23 protein-coding genes and 1 pseudogene are annotated in these 23,585 nt (G+C 51.6%); 22 read left to right on the plus strand and 2 right to left on the minus strand.

Annotated elements, in window-relative coordinates; all coding sequences use genetic code 11:
- The first annotated feature begins 10 nt into the window (after positions 1 to 10).
- The 6 genes from H581_RS0115430 to H581_RS0115455 all read left to right on the plus strand — a co-directional run bounded on the left by H581_RS0115430 (position 11) and on the right by H581_RS0115455 (position 6,170).
- A complete protein-coding gene (locus H581_RS0115430) occupies positions 11 to 874 on the plus strand; it encodes a 3-hydroxybutyryl-CoA dehydrogenase (protein ID WP_028610799.1) in 864 nt (287 codons plus the stop codon).
- 25 nt (positions 875 to 899) lie between these two features.
- Positions 900 to 2,036, plus strand: coding sequence for an acyl-CoA dehydrogenase family protein (locus tag H581_RS0115435; protein ID WP_028610800.1), 1,137 nt, complete (start codon positions 900 to 902; stop codon positions 2,034 to 2,036).
- Between the two features lie 27 nt (positions 2,037 to 2,063).
- Positions 2,064 to 2,951, plus strand: coding sequence for a methylisocitrate lyase (prpB, locus tag H581_RS0115440; RefSeq protein ID WP_028610801.1), 888 nt, complete (start codon positions 2,064 to 2,066; stop codon positions 2,949 to 2,951).
- Positions 2,951 to 4,072 (plus strand): bifunctional 2-methylcitrate synthase/citrate synthase, encoded by a 1,122-nt coding sequence (gene prpC, locus H581_RS0115445; RefSeq protein ID WP_028610802.1) that lies wholly within the window; start codon positions 2,951 to 2,953, stop codon positions 4,070 to 4,072. The genes prpB and prpC overlap by 1 nt, the downstream gene beginning before the upstream one ends.
- A gap of 23 nt (positions 4,073 to 4,095) precedes the next feature.
- The gene (locus tag H581_RS0115450) at positions 4,096 to 5,538 is read left to right on the plus strand and encodes a bifunctional 2-methylcitrate dehydratase/aconitate hydratase (protein ID WP_028610803.1); all 1,443 of its coding nucleotides are present in this window, start codon (positions 4,096 to 4,098) and stop codon (positions 5,536 to 5,538) included.
- 122 nt (positions 5,539 to 5,660) lie between these two features.
- Positions 5,661 to 6,170, plus strand: a complete 510-nt coding sequence (locus H581_RS0115455) for a hypothetical protein (protein WP_028610804.1) — start codon at positions 5,661 to 5,663, stop codon at positions 6,168 to 6,170.
- Between the two features lie 73 nt (positions 6,171 to 6,243).
- Here H581_RS0115455 and H581_RS0115460 read toward each other — a convergent pair whose 3' ends face one another.
- Positions 6,244 to 7,095 (minus strand): alpha/beta hydrolase, encoded by an 852-nt coding sequence (locus tag H581_RS0115460; protein WP_084134594.1) that lies wholly within the window; start codon positions 7,093 to 7,095, stop codon positions 6,244 to 6,246.
- Positions 7,096 to 7,276: 181 nt separating this feature from the next.
- Between H581_RS0115460 and H581_RS0115465 the strand changes: the two genes are divergently transcribed.
- Entirely contained in the window at positions 7,277 to 7,684 is a 408-nt protein-coding gene (locus tag H581_RS0115465) for a tellurite resistance TerB family protein (RefSeq protein ID WP_028610806.1), read from the plus strand.
- 63 nt (positions 7,685 to 7,747) lie between these two features.
- On the opposite strand, the gene H581_RS37915 is transcribed toward H581_RS0115465, so the two are convergent.
- Positions 7,748 to 7,921, minus strand: a complete 174-nt coding sequence (locus tag H581_RS37915; protein ID WP_156889589.1) for a hypothetical protein — start codon at positions 7,919 to 7,921, stop codon at positions 7,748 to 7,750.
- A gap of 159 nt (positions 7,922 to 8,080) precedes the next feature.
- Here H581_RS37915 and H581_RS0115475 point away from each other — a divergent pair, with 159 nt between their 5' ends.
- From H581_RS0115475 to H581_RS0115545, 15 genes and pseudogenes are all read left to right on the plus strand, one after another.
- Complete coding sequence (locus tag H581_RS0115475) at positions 8,081 to 9,862, plus strand: SgrR family transcriptional regulator (RefSeq protein ID WP_028610807.1); 1,782 nt, start codon at positions 8,081 to 8,083, stop codon at positions 9,860 to 9,862.
- A gap of 88 nt (positions 9,863 to 9,950) precedes the next feature.
- The gene (locus tag H581_RS0115480) at positions 9,951 to 11,507 is read left to right on the plus strand and encodes an ABC-F family ATP-binding cassette domain-containing protein (RefSeq protein ID WP_028610808.1); all 1,557 of its coding nucleotides are present in this window, start codon (positions 9,951 to 9,953) and stop codon (positions 11,505 to 11,507) included.
- 74 nt (positions 11,508 to 11,581) lie between these two features.
- Positions 11,582 to 11,857: a hypothetical protein gene (locus tag H581_RS34155; protein WP_028610809.1), complete on the plus strand. Its 276-nt coding sequence runs from the start codon at positions 11,582 to 11,584 to the stop codon at positions 11,855 to 11,857.
- A gap of 102 nt (positions 11,858 to 11,959) precedes the next feature.
- A complete protein-coding gene (locus H581_RS0115490; RefSeq protein WP_028610810.1) occupies positions 11,960 to 12,376 on the plus strand; it encodes a VOC family protein in 417 nt (138 codons plus the stop codon).
- A 317-nt stretch (positions 12,377 to 12,693) separates the two neighbouring features.
- The gene (locus H581_RS0115495) at positions 12,694 to 13,581 is read left to right on the plus strand and encodes a TIGR01777 family oxidoreductase (protein WP_028610811.1); all 888 of its coding nucleotides are present in this window, start codon (positions 12,694 to 12,696) and stop codon (positions 13,579 to 13,581) included.
- A 242-nt stretch (positions 13,582 to 13,823) separates the two neighbouring features.
- Positions 13,824 to 14,333 (plus strand): GNAT family N-acetyltransferase, encoded by a 510-nt coding sequence (locus tag H581_RS0115500; protein WP_028610812.1) that lies wholly within the window; start codon positions 13,824 to 13,826, stop codon positions 14,331 to 14,333.
- 105 nt (positions 14,334 to 14,438) lie between these two features.
- Positions 14,439 to 14,762 (plus strand): ArsR/SmtB family transcription factor, encoded by a 324-nt coding sequence (locus tag H581_RS0115505; protein ID WP_028610813.1) that lies wholly within the window; start codon positions 14,439 to 14,441, stop codon positions 14,760 to 14,762.
- Positions 14,763 to 15,296: 534 nt separating this feature from the next.
- On the plus strand, positions 15,297 to 16,106 hold the full coding sequence (locus H581_RS0115510) for a phytanoyl-CoA dioxygenase family protein (RefSeq protein ID WP_036718672.1): 810 nt from the start codon (positions 15,297 to 15,299) through the stop codon (positions 16,104 to 16,106).
- A gap of 50 nt (positions 16,107 to 16,156) precedes the next feature.
- Complete coding sequence (locus tag H581_RS0115515) at positions 16,157 to 17,155, plus strand: Gfo/Idh/MocA family protein (protein ID WP_028610815.1); 999 nt, start codon at positions 16,157 to 16,159, stop codon at positions 17,153 to 17,155.
- Positions 17,156 to 17,159: 4 nt separating this feature from the next.
- Positions 17,160 to 18,233, plus strand: a complete 1,074-nt coding sequence (locus H581_RS0115520; protein WP_028610816.1) for a Gfo/Idh/MocA family protein — start codon at positions 17,160 to 17,162, stop codon at positions 18,231 to 18,233.
- Between the two features lie 410 nt (positions 18,234 to 18,643).
- Positions 18,644 to 18,757, plus strand: a pseudogene (locus H581_RS37920) (D-Ala-D-Ala carboxypeptidase VanY); the annotation flags it as partial.
- A 43-nt stretch (positions 18,758 to 18,800) separates the two neighbouring features.
- A complete protein-coding gene (locus H581_RS34160; RefSeq protein ID WP_051250829.1) occupies positions 18,801 to 19,304 on the plus strand; it encodes a VanZ family protein in 504 nt (167 codons plus the stop codon).
- A gap of 13 nt (positions 19,305 to 19,317) precedes the next feature.
- The gene (locus H581_RS0115535; protein ID WP_028610817.1) at positions 19,318 to 20,016 is read left to right on the plus strand and encodes a response regulator transcription factor; all 699 of its coding nucleotides are present in this window, start codon (positions 19,318 to 19,320) and stop codon (positions 20,014 to 20,016) included.
- Positions 20,009 to 21,121, plus strand: a complete 1,113-nt coding sequence (locus H581_RS0115540; RefSeq protein WP_028610818.1) for a sensor histidine kinase — start codon at positions 20,009 to 20,011, stop codon at positions 21,119 to 21,121. Before H581_RS0115535 ends, H581_RS0115540 begins: the two co-directional genes overlap by 8 nt.
- A gap of 154 nt (positions 21,122 to 21,275) precedes the next feature.
- On the plus strand, positions 21,276 to 23,243 hold the full coding sequence (locus H581_RS0115545) for a hypothetical protein (protein ID WP_028610819.1): 1,968 nt from the start codon (positions 21,276 to 21,278) through the stop codon (positions 23,241 to 23,243).
- Positions 23,244 to 23,585: the final 342 nt, after the last annotated feature.

Genomic DNA, 23,585 nt, shown 5'->3' on the forward strand with positions numbered 1-23,585 from the left:
GGTGATAGCGATGGAAATCAGAGAAATTGCGGTGCTGGGAGCCGGTCAAATGGGGAGCGGCATCGCCCAGGTTTTTGCTCAGCACGGTTACGGCGTCACCTTGTATGATATCAGCCAAGAGAGTGCGGAGAGCGGTTTGGACCAGATCAAGGCTTCATTGGCCCGCTTCGTGAATAAAGGATATATGAACGCGGAACAAAGCCGGCGTATCGTCGACAGCGTTAAGATCACGACGTCTCTTGCTGCGGTCTGCGGCTCGGACTTTGTCGTGGAGGCCATCCCGGAGTTGATGAGCACGAAGAAAGCGATATTTATGGAGCTTGACCGCCTCTGCAAGCCGGAAGCCATTCTGGCGACGAATACTTCATCGCTGCCGGTAACGGAAATTGCGTCTGCGACCAAGAGGGCGGAGAACGTCATTGGCATGCATTTTATGAATCCGGTGCCCGTCATGCCGTTGGTTGAAATTATACGAGGATTAAGAACGTCGGATGAAACGCACAGCACCGTAACCGGACTGGCGCAAGCGATCGGCAAAACCGCCGTGTCGGTCCGCGATTGCCCGGGGTTTGTGTCCAATCGCATTCTCATGCCGATGATCAATGAAGCGGTCTATACCGTATTCGAGGGGGTTGCCGACCCGGAGGCGGTCGACCAGGTCATGAAGCTCGGGATGAACCATCCGATGGGACCGCTCGCCTTGGCCGATATGATCGGACTCGATACGTGTCTGGCAATTATGGAGACGCTCCATGAAGGCTTCGGCGATTCGAAATACAGGCCTTGCCCGCTGCTGCGCCAATATGTGCAGGCCGGCTGGCTGGGACGGAAGTCGGGCCGGGGTTTTTACCTTTATGAGGGAGAGCGGGGATAGGTTAACCTGAAAGGAGTGCCTGTCGGTGGAGCTCCGGTTTACGAAAGAACAGGAAGAGCTGCAGAGAGCGGTCCGGCATTTTGCGGAGACGGAAGTTGCGCAGGCCGTGCCTGGGATGGAACGGTCCGACGAATTTCCCTCCGCGTTGGTGAACAGAATGGGACAGCTGGGCTTCATGGGGATCCCGATTCCGAAGCAATGGGGCGGAGCCGGGGGAGATTTCATCTCCTATATTATTGCGATCAATGAGCTTTCCAAGGTTAGCGCGGCGGCGGGCGTCATCCTGTCGGTCCATACGTCGGTCGGCACGTTCCCGATCTGGTATTACGGTACGGACGTACAACGGGATAAATACGTCCGCAGACTTGCTTCGGGGGAATGGTTAGGGGCGTTCGCCTTAACGGAGCCCCATGCCGGTTCGGATGCGGCATCGATCAGGACATCGGCCGAGCGGCGCGGCGACCATTATATATTGAACGGAGCGAAGGTATTCATTACGAACGCCGGAGCCGCGCAGGTTTATATTACTTTCGCCGTTACCGACCCGGACAAAGGCGCCGGAGGAATTACGGCTTTTATTATCGAGAGCGGCAATGAAGGCTTGCATATCGGGAAAAAGGAGAAAAAGATGGGCCTTCACGGCTCGAACACCTGCGAATTGATCTTTGAGCAGATGAAGGTGCCGGCCGCCCGGCGGCTCGGGGGCGAAGGCGAGGGCTTCGCTATTGCCAAAGCTTCACTGGACGGGGGAAGAATCGGAATAGGCGCTCAAGCGCTCGGCATCGCGCAAGCCGCGCTCCGCTTGCTCGAAGGCCGGTTTATGAAGGATTCCGGCGGCAAGCGGAAAGGCAAGCTGCCGCCTTATTATGTTCAGCTGGCTGAACTGGCCGCGAAAGCGGAAGCGGCCAGACTTCTGGTCTACCGCGCCGCCTATTTGCGGCAGGAAGGGCGGTCCTGCACAAAGGAATCGTCCATGGCGAAAATGTTCGCGTCCGACACGGCCGTCGAAGCGGCGGGCGCTGCCGTAAGGCTGCTTGGCACGCAGGGGTGGATCCGGGAACAGCCGGCCGAGCGGATGTTCCGCGATGCGAAGGTGACGCAAATCTATGAAGGAACGAACGAGATCCACCGCATCGTCATCAGCGGACAGCTGTTTAAATAAGAAGACTCATGCAGAGGAGGGGAACGAATGGGGGACTCTCCCGGGAAACGGCTGCGCAAGGCGCTGGGCAAGGAGAAGCCTCTGCAGGTAGCCGGCGCGGTCAACGCCTATTCGGCGATGATGGCGGAACGTGCGGGCTTTCGCGCGTTGTACGTATCCGGAGCCGGAGTGGCGAACGCTTCATTCGGACTGCCGGACTTAGGGATGACATCGTTAAACGACGTGCTTGAGGATGTGCGCCGCATCGGGGGCGCAACGGAGCTGCCGATGCTCGTCGATGCGGACACGGGCTTCGGCGGCGCCTTCCAGATCGCGCGGACCGTGAAGGAAATGATTCGCGCGGGAGCGGCCGGCATCCATATCGAGGATCAGATTGCCGCCAAGAGATGCGGCCACAGGCCGAATAAATCGATTGTCAGTCCGGAAGAAATGATTGACCGAATGAAAGCGGCCGCGGATGCCCGGACGGATGCGCGGTTCGTTCTGATGGCTCGAACCGACGCGATCGCCGCCGAAGGCCTGGAAGCCGCGATCGAGCGGGCTTGCGCATACGTCGAGGCAGGAGCGGATATGATTTTCCCGGAGGCGGTCAAGCGGCTTGAAGATTACGCGAAATTCGCCGAAGCGGTCAAAGTGCCGATCCTTGCCAATATCACCGAATTCGGGCAGACGCCTCTCTTCACGGTGGAGGAGCTGCGCTCCGCCGGCGTCAGCCTTGCCCTGTATCCGCTCTCGGCCTTTCGCGCCATGAGCGCCGCGGCATGGCAGGTCTATCGGACCGTTCGCCGGGAGGGAACGCAGCAGGCCGTCGTGAGCGGCATGCAGACCCGCTCTGAGCTGTATGATTTCCTTCACTATTTCGACTATGAACGCAAGTTGGATCAGTTGTTTGGAGAGGAAGGGGGAGAAAGCTGATGGCGGTCAAAAAAACGGGCGGGCTCGCCGAAGTCATTGCCGGGCTGACTGCGGTCTCCACGGTAGGGAAGGAAGGCAAAGGATTAACCTATCGAGGTTACTCCATTCACGATCTGGCGGAATTCGGAACCTTCGAGGAAACCGCTTATTTGCTTATTTACGGTAAATTGCCGAGCGAAACGGAATTACGGCAGTATAAGATCAGGCTCGCCGGTCTGAGACGGCTGCCGGAAGGCGTTCGCGGCTTGCTGGAGCTGCTGCCCGGAGATGCGCATCCGATGGACGTTCTGCGGACCGGAATGTCCGCGCTTGCCTCCTTCGAGCCGGAAACGGCAGGACGGAGCCAGTTCGAAATCGCCGACAGGCTGATTGCATGCTGCGCATCGGTCATTATGTATTGGCATCATTATCATACGAGCGGCAGCCGAATAGAGACGGTGACGGACAACGGCAGCGTCGCCGGTCATTTCCTGCAGCTGCTGCACGGGCACAAGCCAAGCGAGCTGCAGGAGAGGGCGCTGGACGCCTCGCTTATTCTGTATGCGGAGCATGAATATAACGCCTCCACCTTCGCCTCCCGCGTGACGGCCTCCACCTTATCCGATTTTTATTCGGCGGTCGTCACCGGAATCGGCACGCTCCGCGGGCCGCTGCATGGCGGGGCGAACGAAGCGGCGATGGAGCTGATCGGAAGCTTTGGCGATCCTGACGAAGCGGAGGCCGCCGTTCTGCAAATGCTGGCTGACAAAAAGCTGATCATGGGCTTCGGCCATCGCGTCTATTCGGTTTCGGACCCGAGATCGGACATTATTAAAGGATGGTCGAAGACCTTGTCGGAGAAGAACGGCGGCATGACGCTCTATCAAATCTCCGAGCGGATCGAGCAGGTCATGCAGCGGGAGAAAAAACTGTTTCCGAACCTGGATTTTTACAGCGCGTCGGCCTACCGGATGTTAGGCATTCCGACAGTCTTCTTCACGCCGATCTTTGTCATCTCGCGCTTAAGCGGCTGGTCCGCCCATATTATCGAGCAGCGGGCGGGTAACCGTATCATTCGTCCGAGCGCCGAATACACCGGTCCCGAGCCGCTGCCTTGGGAACCGATTAGCAGCCGTTCTTGACGAAAATCGAGAGGAGGAAGCTCATGTCTGCGCCTGGCAATAACATTCGGCCGGAGCCGGATCAGGTACTGGCCGAAATCGCCGATTATGTATTGAACTACAATATTGACAGCGGGGAAGCGTATGCGACGGCCCGGTTATGTCTGATGGATACGCTCGGCTGCGGCCTGCTTGCGCTTCGTTATCCCGAATGCGCGAAGCTGCTTGGCCCGATCGTGCCCGGCACCGTTGTCCCGAACGGCTCGCGCGTGCCGGGCACATCCATCCAGACCGATCCCGTTACGGCGGCTTTCAATATCGGCTGCATGATCCGCTGGCTGGACTATAACGATACTTGGCTTGCGGCGGAATGGGGGCACCCCTCCGATAATTTGGGCGGCATCCTTGCGGTTGCCGACTATATAAGCCGGAAAAATATATCCGAGGGAAAGCCGCCGTTAACGATGCGCGATGTACTTACGGCCATGATTATGGCCCATGAAATTCAAGGCGTTATCGCGCTTGAGAACAGCTTTAACCGCGTTGGTCTCGACCATGTGATTCTCGTAAAGGTTGCAACGACGGCCGTCGTTGCCAAGCTGCTCGGAGGAACGCGGGACGAAATCATTCAAGCGGTATCCAATGCGTGGATCGACGGGCATCCGCTGCGGACGTACCGCCACTCGCCGAATACGGGCACGCGCAAATCCTGGGCTGCCGGCGACGCGACGAGCCGCGGCGTCCGGCTGGCGCTGATGGCCATGATGGGCGAGATGGGGTATCCGTCCGCCTTATCGGCGCCTGCCTGGGGATTTTATGACGTGCTTTTCAAAGGCCGATCGTTCTCCTTCTCGAGGCCTTTCGAAAGTTATGTCATGGAAAATATTTTGTTCAAAATTTCATATCCGGCGGAATTTCACGGGCAGACCGCGGTCGAATGCGCGATCCGGCTGCACCCGCTCGTCAAGGACAGAGTGGACGATATCGATAAAATCGTGCTGACTACGCATGAGTCCGCTTTACGCATCATCGATAAGAACGGACCGCTTCATAATCCCGCCGACCGGGATCATTGCCTGCAGTATATGACGGCGATCGGACTGCTGCACGGAACGCTGACGGCCGATCATTACGAGGATGAAGCCGCCCGAGACCCGCGAATCGACAGCCTTCGCCGGAAGATGGCCACGGTCGAAGACCGCAGATATTCCAAGGATTACTTGGATGCGGCGAAAAGATCGATCGCCAATGCGATTCAAATTTTTTTCAAAGACGGGACGGCGACGGGTAAAGTGGAAATCGAGTACCCGATCGGGCATCGCCGCAGACGCTCGGAAGCCGTCCCGCTTCTGCAGCGAAAGTTTGAAGCGAACGTTAGGAGCCGTTTTCCCGGCAAGCAAGCCCGTGCGATAGTGGAGCAGCTTCAGGATCAAGCGGCCTTGGAGCGGATGCCGGTTCAACGATTTATGGATCTGTTCATGATTTAAGTCTTGAACGGCTGCAAAAATATTTTGTAGCCGTTTTGTAACTTATCGGGCATAGCGGACGTTATATTCTATACATAGAGAGAATAAGAATATACTCCCAGTTAAGAAGGAGCGTCTGCGCGATGAAAAAATACGCCATGGTGGCTGTCGTTGCAATAGCCTGTCTAACCGCCTTCAACTTTGCGCCGACGGGCGTCCGGGAATATGTGCCGGTAACCGTAACGCCGGATCTGCAAACAGGCTACATCGATCATATCGGGAAGAAGGAGCAGCGTTACGTCATCTCCTTCGATCCGATCCATTGGTACGAGGGGGAGCAGGCCGTTCAAAAGTTCGCGGAGCATGAAGGCGATGCCGGGATGGATGGGCCTCCGGACGGCTACTACATCATAAACGACGAGGAAGAACTGAGTGAGCTGCCGATTGCGGAAGATGCGATCGTGCTTATGCAGATCTATAATCGGACCGGCAACATCGAAGAAGCCGAAATCCAATGGGATGAACAAATAACGGTAGATAAATTCATTGAGCTATTGAATATAGAGGATGATCTTCAATTAAAAGGCTTTCCTTACCACCTGACGGTGAAAGACGGGGAGATCGTCCGTATCGTGCAGCAATATGTGCCATAAATGAATGAGAAGCCGCGGCTGCCGCGGCTTTTTTATTTCTGCCTAAAGACCGCGTGCTCGCGGACATTTTTTTCTAATCTCTTCCTGCCGCGTACAGCTTCTGCGCCACCATTCGAGGCTCCGTCTTTGCCGTTGACAAGTGGTCGCCGCTGCCTTGGATAAACCGGAAGAAACCAAGCCTGCCGGACATTTGCGGATGCCAGCCGTACTCGCTGCTGCCAAACGGCAGCACATTGTCCTCCGTTAGATATACGTAGCTCTTTGGAATATCCAAACTGTAAAAAGCTTTCAGATCAAGCTTCTCGTACGCCGGACGCGCGGGCTCCGGCGTTATGTTGTTATACAATTGCTCCGCCAGCCCCAAGCTTGCCAGATTGACGAAAGATTCACGGAACAGCGTAAATGGCAGCATGATCGTGTCGTCTACCGAGCTTTCTCTCAGCTGCTTGAACAGCCGCAGGGAAGCGGGAGCGAATTCGTCCGCCACGCTTTGTCCGTCCTTCAGGACGAACGCGTTCAGAAACACAAGCCGCTTAATCCGGTCGGGCACGAGCTCGGCCGCCTTCTGGATCAGACTGCCGCCAAAGCAGTGGCCGACAAGCACGATATCATACAAATTTCTCATACGGATATAGTCCGTCAGAGCATTCGTCAGCATGGCATGAGTAACCGCCTTATTCGGATCGGCGCCGTGTCCGGGATACTCCGGGATATAGACGATATGCCCCATTTTACGCAATTCATCGGCGATTTCATCCCAGAAGCTTGCGTCAGCCCAAGCTCCATGGACTAGGACAAAGGATAGCGGCAGCTGCTTCTCGATCCAATGCGAAATCGTATGCTGCGGCCATACGGGCAGCTTGTAATTTAGGTACCCCGGAAGTGAGCGCCAACCGGAAGGATTCGTATTTGTGAAATGCCGCATCGATTCATTTTCCTCTCAAGATTAGATTCTTCAGCATATGCCTAATCGCTCAAGAGGTTAAACGCGCAGCGTTATTCGCGGTTTAAATGAATGATTTCCTGTATCGGGGAAAGGAATAATCAAACGGATGTCGAAAAAGTAACGAGCACAATCATCACAAACATTTGGGGAGTGGACCGTTTTGTTTTTGCATTTTCTGCAGTCAAAAGAACATAAGCTAGCTTTTCTGGAATTGGCGCATGTCGTTGCCCGCGCGGACGGATTCGTCAATCGGAAGGAAGAGCAATATTTAAAGTCCTTTATGGACGAGATGGGGATGACGCAATCGGAGATTGCCTTATCTGCAGACCGGCAGTTGTCTGACATCATCGGAGGCTTGAAGGATGAGCAGGTCAAAAACATCTTTTTTGCCGAAATCCTGCTTCTCATATTCGCCGACGGCGATTATAACGACGAGGAGAAGCAAATCGCAAGAGAGTTGAAGCGGCAGTTCGGCTTCTCGGACGAAGCCTACGAATCGTTCAAAGACTGGGTCATTCGTATGGATACCCTCAAAATCGAAGGACTTAAGCTGATATTAGACATATAGTAAAAACGTGAACGAATGGAGTGCAACGGCTATTGCCGCTAAGCACTCCATTTTTCATGTCAGCTAAGGCGAGTATTTTCTCACTTTATTGATCCATTTCATCAGGGAAGGCGCCGATTTCTTATTGCTGCGCGCAGGCGGCTCTTGCTTGACAAAATCACCGCGACGGTCACGTCTTTCCCATTCGATCTGCCGGTCTTCCCATAATTTCTCAGCTGCGTAGGGATGGAATAACATAATAAAACTCCTCCTTGCGAGCTTTCCGCTCGACTTCAATAAATTGTATTTCTTGTTTTCATTATGCGGTCGCAAAAAGGGGATAAAAAGAGTATAATCTGATTTATATATTTCCCCTTTTATCAAAACGCCGGATTAGGCGGTAAGGAGGAATGCTTTTTGTTAACGGATGAACGGTATTTGATGTTATTCTCGAAGTTTGGCGAATCCGCAGGTGCGGCGGGGAATGCAATTGAAGTATCGCTGGATCAACTGTCGGATGCCTTATTCTGCACGTCGCGGAACGTGAAGCTTATTATCCGGAAGCTGGAGGAAGAAAAACTGATCAAGTGGAGCGCCGGCCGCGGCCGCGGCAACCGGTCGAAGCTGACGTTCCAGGTTGCTCTAGATAAGAAGCTGCTCGAGCTCGCGCAGCAATGCGCGTTGAAAGGCGAATATAAATACGCATTCGAGCTGATCCGGCAATACGGGGAAGGAACGACGGTAAGGAGTATGTTCGTGGAATGGCTGAATGATCACTTCGGCTACCGGACGGTTCAACTAAACGATATCGAAGCGGATATTCTACGCCTTCCCGTTTACAGGCCGATTCTGTCCTTCGATCCCAAGGATCTGTATTACGCGTTCAGCGCGCATATGATCAAGCAAATATTCGACTGCCTGCTTCGTTACGACCGGGACGCCGGCAAGATCGTTCCTTCCTTGGCGCATGCGTGGGAGCATGATGAAACAGGCAGGGAGTGGACGTTTCATCTCCGCAAAGGAGTCATGTTCCATCACGGCAGGGAGCTGGTTGCAGATGACGTCGTCTATTCCTTGACGCGTCTGAAAGGAAGCGGCGCATCGGGATGGTTTGTCCGTTCGATCGTTCAGATAGAAGCGATGGGTAAGCGGACGGTCCACATCAAGCTGGCCGAACCGAACTGGCTGTTTGCCCGATTCATGTGCTCGCCGGGCTTATCGGTCGTACCTCATGATCTGGTGGAGCAGGATGAGCTCTTCTGGCAGCATCCCGTCGGTACGGGTCCGTTCCGGTTCGTGGATTGGACGGTTGACCGCTTCACGATGGATGCGAATCCGACTTATTTTCAAGGTCGCGCTCACCTGGACGGCGTTGTCATCGTAACCATGCCGGAGGATACGATCGCTTATTCCAAAAGCTGGGACCAGCTGCTCGTTGATCACGATTTGCGGGATATCCAACCGGAAAACGGCTGGAAAAAAATTGAGTCGATCTGCAACGGCTGCAGCATGCTCACATGGAATATGAGAAAAGAGGGGCCGCAGCAGTCGGCGGAATTTCGCAAGGCTGTCGATTTGCTGATGGATCGCACGCGAATGATCCGCGATCTCGGCGAAGACCGGATATATCCGGCGCTTGGATTCCATCCGAGCGAAGCCTCGCGCCGCTTTCAGGACAGCTGCGAAGCCGGGCTTGCCCTTTCCTTACTTGAGCAATCGGGCTATAAAGGCGAGCCTGTCCAAATAAGCACCTATGGCATCCATGAGCAGGATGCTTTGTGGATACAGCGGAAGCTGAGGGCATTCGGCATCAACATTCAAGTGCAAATCGAAACCTGGGACACCATCAGGGAACCGGGCGTGCGTCAAAACGCGGATTGCCTCATTTATTGCGTCGTGTTCGCAGAAGATGAAGTGTGCCTGATCGAGATGTATGAGCAAACCGGTAATTTTCTAAGAGAACACATGGATCCTCGCCTGCTAGATTGGGTGAAGCAAAAAATCGATGCTGCGTTAGCCTGCCAGCGGGCAGAGGACCGGTGGGAGCTGCTTTTTGACATTGAGAATAAGATCAGGGATGAGACGCATGTTATTTTTCTTCTGCACAAGAAGCTGAACACGTTCTATAACCCGAACATTAAAGGAGTGGGCGTCAATTCGCTCGGCTGGATCGATTTCAAAGACATTTGGCTCGATTAAGCAGCGGTTTTGGCCGAATTCCGCATTGAGTTGTTCACGTCAAACCTATATAATAAAACGAGAAAAAACGAGAGAAAAGGTGTCATACATGAGTATTTTAAACGTAGAACGATTAAGCCACGGCTTCGGCGACCGCGCGATTTTCAACGACGTATCCTTCCGTCTGCTTAAGGGCGAGCATATCGGATTGATCGGCGCGAACGGCGAAGGGAAGTCAACCTTCATGAATATCATTACGGGCAAGCTTCAGCCGGACGACGGCAAGGTGGAGTGGTCCAAACGGATGCGCGTCGGCTATCTCGATCAGCATGCGGTGCTGAACAAAGGGATGACCATTCGCGATGTCCTGAAGGGAGCCTTCCAGTACCTGTTCGACATGGAGCGGGAAATGAATGACATGTATGCCCGGATGGGCGACGTCACGCCGGAGGAGCTGGAACAGCTGCTCGAGGATGTCGGAACGATCCAGGACACGCTCACGAATCAGGACTTCTACCTGATCGATGCCAAGATCGAAGAAACCGCCCGCGGCCTGGGGCTTACCGATATCGGTTTGGATAAGGACGTAAATGATCTAAGCGGCGGGCAGCGTACGAAGGTTCTATTAGCGAAGCTGCTCCTCGAGAAGCCGGATATTTTACTCCTTGACGAGCCGACGAACTATCTCGATGAGCAGCATATCGAATGGTTGAGGCGTTACCTGCAGGAATACGAGAATGCGTTCATTCTGATCTCGCACGATATTCCGTTTCTGAACAGCGTCATTAACCTGATTTATCATATGGAAAACCAGGAATTAACCCGCTATGTAGGGGATTACGAGCATTTCCAGCAGGTCTACGAGATGAAGAAGCAGCAGCTGGAATCTGCCTTTAAGCGTCAACAGCAAGAGATTTCCGAACTGAAGGATTTCGTTGCCCGGAACAAAGCGAGTGTCGCGACGCGCAATATGGCGATGTCCAGACAGAAGAAGCTCGACAAGATGGAAGTCATCGAGCTGGCGAAGGAGAAGCCGAAGCCGCAATTTAATTTCAGGGATGCAAGGGCTTCGGGCAAGCTGATCTTCGAGACGAAGGAGCTCGTCATCGGCTACGACAGCCCTCTGTCCAAAGCGCTTGATCTCCGAATGGAACGCGGTCAGAAGATCGCGCTCGTCGGCGCGAACGGCATCGGGAAAACGACGCTGCTGCGCAGCATTCTTGGCGAGATTCAGCCGCTTGCCGGTTCCGTTCAACGCGGGGAGAACCTGAACATCGGTTACTTCGAGCAGGAAATGAAGGATGCGAACTATAATACTTGCATCGAGGAGATATGGAATGAATTCCCGTCCTATTCCCAGTTCGAGGTACGCGCGGCGCTGGCCAAATGCGGTCTCACGACAAAGCATATCGAGAGCAAAATTGCCGTGCTCAGCGGCGGCGAGAAAGCAAAGGTGCGCCTCTGCAAGCTGATCAACCGCGAAACGAATCTGCTCGTGCTCGATGAGCCGACGAATCACTTGGACGTCGATGCGAAGGATGAGCTGAAGCGCGCGCTCAAGGCTTACAAAGGCAGCATCCTGCTTATTTCCCACGAACCGGAGTTTTACCGCGACGTCGTTACGGAAACATGGAATTGCGAATCCTGGACGACGAAGGTGTTTTAAGAAGGAAGCTGATAGAAACGATCTAATCCTGAGGGTTAGGTCGTTTTTTTTTTGCCGCTTGGAGCAGCTGAACCGTGCAGCGTATAAACATATTGATCATAGGAAAAGTTCAATTTGTTACACTCGTTCAAGCGGCGGTGGACGGTTCACGGCAGGCGATGAAGGACGTCAATCGAAAGAGCGGCACGCCGCTTGAGCGTATTCGAATGTTGGCATTAGACATACTTGATCAAGGAGGTGCGCCATTCTTTCAGCTCATGCACCAAGCCCGTACCTTGGACGGCGTGCCTGATCTGGCGAAGGAGCTCATCAACCGATATGACATGGATCAAGCTTCAACCGCGTTATAATAGCCGGTTTGCTTGTCCAAAACAGCAATCGAGAAGAAGTTTCCACCTATTAAACATGCTATAATTTGGTTGTTTCAAAATATAACGTTGAGGTGATCGATCATGGCATTCACGGCAAAACAAATTTATGTCAATTTACCGGTTAAGGATTTAAATAAATCCATCGAATTTTATTCGAAAATCGGCTTTGAGTTTAATCCGCAATTCACCGATGAGAACGCGACATGCATGGTAGTCGGCGACAATATTTTTGTTATGCTGCTCGTTGAACCGTTTTTCCAAACGTTTATCAAGAAAGAAATAGCGGACGCGACAAGAAGCGCCGAGGTGATCGTGTCCATCTCCGCCGAAAGCAAGGAGCAGGTCGACGAGGTAGTCAGTAAGGCGCTTGCCGCGGGCGGAAAGCCGTCGAACGAAACTTCCGATCAGGGCTTCATGTATACAGGCAGCTTCCAGGACACCGACGGCCATCTGTGGGAAATCATATATATGGATCAAAGCGCGGTCGAGCAAGGCTAGACGTCTTAATCCTACTTGATCAATGAAGCCGAACAAGATCACTAAATCTTGTTCGGCTTTTTTATAATAGAGAGGGATCCGGCTCGTATTCGATTGCGGCGTGCCGCTAATCGTTAGCGACACATCTGATGACGCTTACCGAGCTGGGCGTCCGAGTGGTCCAATTCATTCGGCGGGATGAGGTATTTCACGATCTGTTCAGAAAAGTGGCAGGTGAATAATTTAGGTTCTACAAAAGATAGAACTGCCTCTCTCCATGAAGGTTTGATAAGATCACCATAGATAAAAGCCGCAATCAACCGAAATGAGGTAGCATCATGAAGAAAAAAATAGTAATCGCCGGGGGAACCGGGTTCATAGGCAGCTTTCTAGCAAAGAAATATCATGCGCTTGATTATGAGGTCATGATCATTTCCAGACAAGCTAATCATTTGAGCTGGAATGACCGCGGTCAAATCACAAATGCGCTGGAGCGTGCCGACCTGCTGATTAATTTGGCCGGAAAATCTGTAAACTGCCGTTACCATCGCAGGAATAAGGAAGAAATCATAACATCAAGAACGGATACGACCGCCATTCTTGGAGAAGCTCTATCGGCTTGCGATAATCCGCCGCCTCTATGGATCAATTCCAGCACGGCAACCATCTACAGGCAAGCAGACGACCGCCCGATGACAGAAGCAAGCGGCGATATCGGATCGGGTTTCTCCGTTGACGTAGCCAAAGCGTGGGAGAACGCCTTCTTCTCCTTCGAATTGCCGAATACGAGGCAGGCTGCGCTGCGAATCGCAATCGCTTTAGGCGGGCATGGAGGGGTAATGACGCCATACCGGAATCTGGTCAAATTCGGACTCGGCGGCGTTCAAGGCACGGGGAACCAGAAGTTCAGCTGGATTCATGTGGAGGACCTCTTTCGGATCATCCGATTTCTCCAGGAAAGAGAAGACCTTAGCGGCATATTTAACTGCTCGGCGCCAAATCCGGTTACGAATCGCGAGCTGATGCAGAAGCTGCGGACTATCATGAACGTAAGGGCCGGCTTACCCGCAGCCGGGTGGATGCTTGAAATTGGCGCCGTACTGCTGCGCACGGAGACCGAATTGATTTTGAAGAGCCGATGGGTCATTCCCGAGAGACTAGAGCGCGAAGGCTTTACTTTTGTTTATGAACATTTGGACACAGCTTTACAAGATTTAATCGTCTGACGTAAGAAACTTGCAAATAACGAAAGAAGCTGAGATCGCAGCTTCTTTTTTTTGCATTTTACTCTTTGACGGAACATGGAACGATGCCTTTGACAAAAACACGCTGGAGGAACGGATAGATAAGCAGGATCGATATTTGACGGATAATGTCACTGATGTACAGGAAGACTAGCATCAGTGATTCGGATTGGATAAAATAGGAGATGTTCTTATTTGCTTTAGATTTGTTGGAGGGGATTTAAGTGGCTAGCGATGTCATAATCGATCAATTATCATCTATTAGCGAACATCTTGATGAACTGTCGGAGCTGTTGATTCAAGTCGTCGATGACGGGGCGTCGATTGGTTTTATACCGCCGTTAAACCGGTCGGAGGCAGCCGGTTATTGGGAAAAGGTATTGAGCCCCGAGGTAATCTTATTCGCGGCTTACATAGACGGTCAAATCGTCGGGAGCGTGCAGCTACAGTTATGCATGAAGCAGAACGGGGATCATCGGGCCGAAATCGCCAAGCTCATGACACACCCGTCATACCGGCGCAATGGCATCGCACGCGCATTAATGCAGACGGCTGAAGAAAAGGCGAAGCAGGAAGGACGGTCTTTATTGGTTCTGGATACAAGGGAAGGCGACCCTTCCAATCATCTTTATGCCTCCATGGATTATGTGAAGGCAGGGCAGATCCCGGACTATGCGAAATCCGCAAACGGCGAGCTTCATGCTACTGTAATTTATTATAAAAAGCAAGAATAAGGAAAAGTTCCTTGACGGGAATATTCCCCGAATGGTACATTTTGTTCATCAAACGTTTAGAAGGGCATCCGTCGCTTGCAAGCAAACAGGATCGGAGGGGTAGATATGAATACAACAACTTTGAGTGCGCTTGCCGAACCCACCCGTTTGCAAATGGTCGAATTGCTTCTTGACGGACCGTTGACCGTAGGGGAAATCGCAGACAGGCTCCATGTGCGGCAGCCGCAGGTTTCCAAACATTTGAAAGTCCTTAATGAAGCCCAAATCGTCGAAGTGAGGCCGGATGCCAATCGCCGGTTCTACAGGCTGCGGCCTGAGCCTCTTCAAGAAATGGATTCCTGGCTGGACGCGTTTCGCGCCTTGTGGGAAGACCGTTTCGACCGGCTTGACGATTATTTAAAGGAAATTCAGAAAGATGGAAAGCAATAGCTTGACATCGACACACACTCGGAGATACCCGCGCAAGCCGATCGCCATATTCAGCAACGAAAGCTTCTGCTTATGCAGGAGCTTTTTTTTTGCCCGAAGATTCGTTCCGGAAGCAATAACCGCGATGGCTTGGCTCTTACAATCATAGCGAAGCGGTTAGCAGCCATCCGTTGTATGAAATTAAAATATATTGAATATATATTAAAATGAAGGGCTTATCTTTATTAAAACGAATAAATGACCACTTCATACAGAAATTTGCCGATTCAAGCTTAAATGCTGCTTTTTAACATGAAAATAAGGAATAAGCTTTGCACTTATAGAGAATAATCCAGCTCTATTTTGCTAGCACATTTATGATTGCACATATTTTATATGTATGATATATTTAGGCCGATTGTAACAGTTTGGAGGTGAGGATCTTCGGGTTACACGGATTCGCGGTTACGCGGTTGGTCATGACGATTTGCCGGAACTCTTTATGAATTGGCGTCAATTGCTTCGAATGACTGAATGAAGTCAGGAGGTTGTCGGATGACTGCTGAGCAATACCAAGGATTAAATGCCATTTCCCATCCGGGTGCATTCACAGAGCTTGACCGTTTTATGTTTGAATCGTGGGGTTATCTTATCATTCCGAATGTGCTGTCGGCGGACGAGGCGCAAGAATGCCTGGAGGCGGCAAAGCGCCTTCACGGGAAAGCGGGGACAACGGGATGGGCCCAGGTTGGCCGGGGTTTTGAGACCGAGCAGGCACTGGACAATTTGATTGATCATCCGGCCGTGCTGCCGAAGGTAAGAGCCTTATATGGTGACCGTTTCATCCTTCAATCCGCCTGGTGTACGAAACAGCCGGCTTTTGGAGGAGTGGGCGGCTGGCATCAAGACGGCTCCGGAGCCTATGATTTCAAGCATCTGGGTTATCCGATTCCGCTGCTGCAGCTGCGTGCCTCGTATCTGCTCACCGACCAATCCCTGCCGAGGATGGGCAATATGGAAATGATACCGGGCAGCCATCGCTCGCAGGCGCCGCTTCCGGATGACATTCGGCGCGACAAAAGCGATCTGCCGATCGGACACGTTATTTGCGCGCCGGCCGGTTCCGTATTGCTCTTCCATAACGCCGTATGGCACCGCACTTACATGCATGACGGAGATTACGATCGATATACCGCACATTATATATACAGTCCGCCTTGGGTTCGATTCTCCGACCGGTTTGAGAACGACAAGGACTATTTGATGCGCACCACTCCCGTACGCCGTTATTTGGCGGGGGAATACGAGCGGCCTGACGCGCCGTTCGGCGCCGGATACCCGGCTGTCGTTTTCGAGGATGAATAGAACACCCCTTATAGCCAATCTCATTATACCGATATGGAGGGTTATCCCAAATGTTGAATGTCGCGATGATTAGCAAGTGGCATGTTCATGCCGACGGGTACGCCAGACACCTGCAATCGCTTGGAAACGTAAACATTACAGCCGTATGGGATGAAATAGCAGACAGGGGCCGCGGCTGGGCGGCTGAGCTGGGAGCCGACTTCGAAGCCGATCTGGACACGCTGCTCCGCAGAAATGACGTGGATGCCGTCGTGGTCGATGCGCCTACCAGCATGCACGCCGGAGTGATGATTGCCGCGGCGCAAGCGGGAAAACATATTTTCACGGAGAAAGCGATGGCGCTTACCGTGGCGGAATGCGAGCAAATAACGGCGGCTGTGCAGCAAGCGGGCGTCAAGTTTTGCATTTCTTTCCCCGCCCGGACGAGAACGCATCACTTATTCGCCAAGCAGCTGCTGGATGACGGCTTACTCGGAGCCGTCACGCTGCTGCGCATTCGCAACGGCCATGACGGCGCCTTAAATAACTGGCTGCCTGAGTACTGGTATGACGAGAAGCAAGCAGGCGGCGGAGCGATGATGGATCTTGGATGCCATCCGATGTATCTGGCCAGCTGGCTGCTCGGGCAGCCGAAACGGATCACGTCCATGTTTAATTATTTTACAGGCCGGACCGTAGAGGATAATGCGCAATGCTCCATTGAGTTTGCGAACCATGCAGTCGCGCTGCTGGAAACAAGTCTGGTCACTTATCAGACGCCGCCGGCGTTCGAGCTGTACGGCACGGAGGGAACGTTGATCATCTCCGGAGACAGCGTCAAATTCACGTCCAGGCATACGAATTCGCCGTTCCAGGGCTGGATTTCTCCCCGCCAGCTTCCGAAGGAGCAGCCGCTTCCTTTAACGCAATTTGTTGATGGCATTCTGAACGACCAGCCGATGCCTTTCGGGCTGGAGGAAGGCACGAAGCTCACGGAGCTGCTGGAGACGGCATATATCGCTCATTGCGAGAAAAGAACCGTTGATTTCAAGCAGCCGGGAGGGAAATAAGCCGATGCGGACAGTCAAGGTTGGAATTATCGGATGCGGAATGATTGCGAACGGCAAACATATGCCAAGCCTGGCGAAGGCAGGGAATGTGGAAATGGTTGCCTTCTGCGATCTCATCGAGGAAAGAGCGCAAGAAGCGGCCGAGAGATACGGCGTTCCCGATGCGTTGGTTGTTACAGATTACAAGCAGCTGCTCGCCGTGGAAGAAATTGAAGTCGTCCATGTGCTGACGCCGAATGTTTCCCATGCCGTCATTTCCATTAACGCAATGGAGGCGGGCAAGCATGTCATGTGCGAGAAACCGATGGCTAAGACCGGCGCGGAAGCGAAAGCCATGTACGAAGCGCATCTCAAGACCGGGAAGAAGTTGACGGTCGGTTACCAGAACCGGAGCAGAGCGCAGGCGCAGCTGTTAAAAAAGATGATCGAGAACGACGAGCTCGGCGAGATCTATTTTGCCAAAGCGGTTGCGGTAAGACGGAGAGGCGTTCCCACATGGGGAGAATTCCTCGATAAGGAGAAGCAGGGCGGAGGACCCATGATCGACATTGGCACCCATTCGCTCGACCTCATCCTTTGGCTGATGAACAATTATGAACCGGAGAGCGTTGTGGGAAGCGTCTTTCAGAAGTTGAAGGATACGGAAAATGCCGCGAATGAATGGGGTTCTTGGGACCCCAAGCAGTTCGAAGTGGAAGATTCCGCCTTTGGTTATGTGAAGTTCAAGAACGGTGCCGTAGTTTCGATTGAAACAAGCTGGGCGCTTAATATTGCCAAGCCGGAAGGCTCGTATTTGTGCGGCACCAAGGGCGGAGCCGACTTTAACGGCGGCCTGCGCATTAACGGCGAGAGGGACGGCAGCTTATACTTGAATGTCATAGACGTGGACCCGAACGCGCGCGAGCACTTCCGGGGGGAACATATGTCCGATTTCGAGTATGAAGCCAAGCAGTGGATCGGCAGTATCGTAAATAACACGGAACCGCTCGTCAAGCCTAAAGAGGCGATGGTGGTATCGGCCATATTGGAGGCCGTTTACATATCTGCCGAAACCGGCAAACCCGTATACTTCGATTGAATATGCCGCTTGATAAGCATTCGAAAGACAAAGAACCTGCAGATATTGCGGGTTTTTTTGTGCTTGATATTGCTAATTTGAAATAACATCATAATGCGCGAAGTGGAAATCCTTTACCATCATATTTGCAGCCCAGTTTCATGCGGACGATGAAACTCATATTCTTGACGGAGATATTATTGCGTTGGATGATCCATTGGTTCTGCATAACCACGCAAAAAAATCCCTTTTTCCGATTATTTGATCATTGCACCAAGAAGCAGCTGCAAAAAAGTTTAAGAAAAACTTTACCTTTAACAAACGTTTACTTAAATTGTGTTCCTTATCCTATTAAGGATGAATGATAAGTTAAGGAGTTAACCCAAGGATTCGAAGTATTGGATCAGACGACGTGGACGATGGATCATCAATCCTATGAAATCGCCTATTATCCCATTTCCAAAAACACGGATATCCGCGTGCCGGCAAACGGCCGCTATGAGATCTCAGGAAACAATGTGGACGGAGTCATCGTGACTTCATAGGGCTGATCGGTGAAAATGAGTTTTAGTCAGGAGCGGAGTGGCAATGAATCAGAAGAGTATACTGAAGAATATTCACATTTACGCGTTAATTGCGTTTTATATGTACGGATTATGCAAAGCTATTTTATTTAAATTCAGCTCGGTCGACTTCACCTTTCTCGGGCAGCAGTTTCAACAAAGTCTCGATCATCCCGCCGATGTCGTCAGTCGAATACAAGGAGGCAACCTGATTCCTTTTTATGAAATAACCAGAACCATGCAGAAGGCAACGAATCATAGCTTATTCAACCTGATTGGAAATGTTGTAATTTTCATACCGTTCGGTTTTTTTCGTGGTTTAATGTCAAAAAATAAAAAGTTATCCGGAATGAGCGTTATTGTGTATTCATTCGGATTAAGCCTGATCTTGGAAAGCGCCCAGGCTATATTCGCGATCGGACGCTTCGACGTCGATGACCTGATCCTTAATTCCGGCGGCGGCTTGCTTGGTTTCATTATATTCTTATTATGTGCTTCATTTATGACAGCACCGTCGAAAGTTAACTAAACTAGGAGGGAATATGAGGACAATTACGATTCTGATCGCAGACGATGAGCCGGAAATTGCCGATTTGGTCGAGCTTCATTTGGCCAAAGAAGGCTATCGCTGCATGAAAGTATATGACGGACAGGAAGCTGTAGCCGCGGTGAAGAAGAATACCGTTGATTTAGTTATCTTAGATATTATGATGCCGAAGCTGAACGGGTATGAAGTGACTCATTACATTCGGGACGGGCAGCATATGCCGATTATTTTTTTGAGCGCCAGAGCGTCCGACCTGGACAAGATTGAAGGACTGATAAGAGGGGCAGACGATTATGTCACTAAACCGTTCAATCCGATGGAATTGGTTGCCCGCGTGAATGCTCAGCTAAGGCGTTCGTTGCAGTTCAATCAGCCGGCGCAAGCGAGCAAGCCTGCTCTGGAAGCGGGCGGACTGGTCATTTATCCCGAAGACCGCACCGCCTTTCTCTACGGCGAGCCGCTTGAGCTAACGCCCAAGGAATTTGATATTTTATGTTTGCTGGTCCGCTCCCCCAAGCGGGTATACAGCTCGGAAAATATTTTTGAGCAGGTGTGGAGCGAGGCTTATTACGAAGGCTCCGGCAATACGGTTATGGTCCATATCCGTACCTTGCGGAGAAAGCTTGGCGACGATAAGAATAAAAACAAACTGATCAAGACCGTATGGGGAGTGGGATATTCCTTCCATGGATAAAATGATTCGAAGCTTCCGGTTTAAAATGGTTCTTCTGTTTGGTTTGAGCATGCTGTTCTCCGGTACGGTTACCTATTCGCTCTATAAAGCGCTTCAAATGTATTACCATACAATGAAGGTTGAAGACCCATTGACGAAAGTACGCTACTTTATGAGAGAAAATGGGGATATCAACTTTTTTTTGATTATTTTCATTCCGCTTTCCATCTTGTTTTTCTTTCTGCTTACCAAACGTTATGTTGCTTATTTCAATGAAATTTCCAGAGGGATTAATCAGCTTGCCAAAGGTGAGTTTCACCACCTCGTGAAGATCCGCTCCAGGGATGAATTCGAGGATATTGCCAGAGACATCAACATGGCAAGCGAGAAGCTTCAGCAGGCGGTGGAGAGAGGGGATTTCGCAGAGAACAGCAAGGATCAGCTGGTCCTCAACCTGGCGCATGATTTACGCACCCCGCTCACTTCGGTATTAGGTTATTTGGATTTTATTCTTCAGGATGAACAATTGACGGCCGAACAGACGAAACACTACGCAGGCATCGCTTACACGAAATCGCAAAGGCTGGAGAAGCTCATAGACGAATTATTCGAAATCACGCGAATGAACTATGGAAAGCTGACGATCGCGGAGAAACAACCCATCTATATGAACGAGCTGCTCATCCAATTAAACGAGGAGCTTTATCCGGTTTTTGAGAAAAACCAATTAACGACCCGTGTGGATATAGCTCCGCATTTGATGACTTGGGGGGATGGAGACCTGTTGGCGCGCGTATTTGAGAATCTGATGACGAATGCTGCGCGTTATGGCAAAGACGGCCGGTATGTCGATATCTGCGGTTACATGGAGTCAGATGATGTGGTCGTTCAAATCGTCAATTACGGGGATGCCATTCCCCCGGAGGAGCTGCCGCATCTCTTTGAGATGTTCTACACCGGTGACAGGTCGCGCACGCATCGCGAGGGCAGTACCGGTCTTGGTTTGTTTATCGCCAAAAATATAGTGGCTCAGCATGAAGGCGTTATTACGGCACAAAGCGATGTCATCCGTACGCTCTTCGAAGTCCGTTTGCCGACGCAAAACACGGCAGGGGTCTCGGCATGAGAATGCAGTCCTGCTTCCTCAAAAGCTTCGGGACAGCCGGCTTTTAGCTGAAAATCACAGTTTCCGGCAGAAAGTTTTATACGCGTAAAGCGGATTGAATTGATCGACCATACCGCTTATGATAGAGGCAAATGAAAGATTAAGGGGACATAGGATGAAGAAGAGTGACTCCGCGTCTAAGATAAAAGAGCCGGCAGCGGCGCAAGCCAGGCAGCGTGTAACTACCCAATCGAATCTTACTCGTTCGCAGGAAGGGATCATCACGCTGCAACGTACGGCAGGCAACCAAGCGGTCGCACAGCTGATGAAGGTAGCCGGCCCTGCCCAAACTCCGATCCAGCGGGTGGATAGTCTGATGTCTATGGGAGCGGTTAGTCTCGATTTAGCCAAGGGCGATGCTGCCAGAGCGGATATTGTGCGCAAGATGATAGAGAGATACGGGCTGTCTAAAGTAAGGATTGTCGTATTGGAACTGGAAGGAGCATTCGCCAGCGAGGATCGGGCCGAGATGACCATGCAGTTCCTCGAACAGCCCGGAACCAGCCTAGGGCTTGCAGCCATCGCCGACCGGAAGGCGGGAGCGCAGAATGAAGGATACCTGAAATTGCTCAAGCTGCTGTTAAACGCTCAGGCGGAAGCGGGCTCCATTGCTTTGTCCGCTGCCCAGTTCGATGTTATTTGCTCCCATGCGGATGAGATCGGCGAGAACAAGAGTCATTTAAAGGTTGTGGTCTCCACCGTTGCGAAATCGGATCATTTGGATGACGCGCGGAAGAAGCTGGATCAGATCAAGAAGTTCAACTTCAATGAGAAGCTGGAACAGCGTGTGGATACAGCGGTGAAGAAGGTTGCGGATTCGGATTTGCAGGACACACTGTATGCTATCCAGTCGGATGAAACGAAACAAAAAAATCAAACCTTTGACGATCAGAAGGAGGCTGCTTCCCAAGTCCCTAAAATAAAGAAAGAAAAATCCGAGTTCAAGAAAAATAAGATGCTGGAGGAAGAGCAGAAAAAAAGAGCAAAACCGAAGCAGGACGAGATTTCGCTGGCAGCGGAGAAGCTGCGTGAAGAAGCAAAGGGACCGAGCTACCAGCAGGTCTACGGGGAACTGAAAGATAAATATGCGGCCTATTATCAAGCGGTCAGCTTCCACCCCCATGCCGAATCGGTATTGACGATGGCTTCCAATTCGTTCAACCAGGCCGTTAAGGTAATGGAAATTGTAATGCTGGGCAGCGAAGGGGAAGCGCTGGTTATGAAATCGAGTCAGCCGATCGATAAACTTATAGATTTGAGGGATACCTTCACGCCAGGGCAGATCGGCCATCTTCTGCAATTGCTCAATATAACCGGGCTAACGCCTTTTATGACCTATAAGAGCTACATGACGTTTCTCCATACGCTTTTCGTTCAGGTTCCCGGCGCCAGACTGCTGGAGCTTGCCAAGTGCATCGGAAAGTTTCATGCTTACTGCACGAACCAGGCGGCTGTCGGTCATTTTGTTGCACTCGTTCAAGGCTATACGGTTGACCAGATCGTAAAACTGCTGGATGCGGCTCCCCCTTGCAGAATTCCCGACGTGAACAAGATGAATTTGCTGGTTACGCTATCCGTTAAAGCGAATACGGCGGATGATCTGCTTGCCGCTTTGAAGCTGTGCGAAAAGGCGGAGTGGGATGCGGCGCGGATCCTTCAGGAGCAAATTTCATGGCCAAACGGCGCGAACGCGGCAGCGCTGGAGCTTGCCATCCAAAGCCAAATGTTGACGAATGTCAATAAAAACAATCAATTTGCGAAGTGGATCAACATGCTGGCCGTTCTCCTGGAGAAGAACTATCACACAATTAGCTATGGCAATGTTACCACCCTGAGCGGTAAGCTTTATACGAAGGAGCTCGTATGCACCGTGAACGGGAACGGCATGAATGCTGCTACTTTCGTGGTGCATGGGCATCCTGGAGCAGGGAAGGCCCAGGTAGGTTCTCCGAACGCCTCGGATATTCATCTGAAGCCAGAGGGCGGCTACAATGTTCTAACCCGGCTGAAGCGCGAGCAGATTCCGGCTTATATCTGGAACGATATCGGCGAAGCGCGAAGAAAGGAACTCACGAAGGATTAGATCCATTCAAAGTAGGAAGGCTGCCGGCGGCAGCCTTCTTTGTTTGCAGGAGCGTTCGGAGGTCTGAAGACGACATGGAACTTTAATCCTTTGCAGTTCGTCATATGGTATAAAGGAGAGGAAATGCAGTGAGAGGATTAGCATTCATGATGCTGGCGGTTGTTTTCGTGCTATCAGACTGTTAACGGGAAAATAAAGATAATCGACTTTGCAGAAAACAAGCCGGAGGCATGAGCTCCAGCTTGTTTTTTTGTGGGCTGCGTAAGGTTCATTTAACGCAGGAGGACGCGGGAATCGCTTTCATTTGGTCATGTACAAATACGCCAGCGCATGAACCATTCT

Source organism: Paenibacillus harenae DSM 16969 (assembly GCF_000422465.1).
GTDB classification, from domain to species: Bacteria; Bacillota; Bacilli; order Paenibacillales; family Paenibacillaceae; genus Pristimantibacillus; species Pristimantibacillus harenae.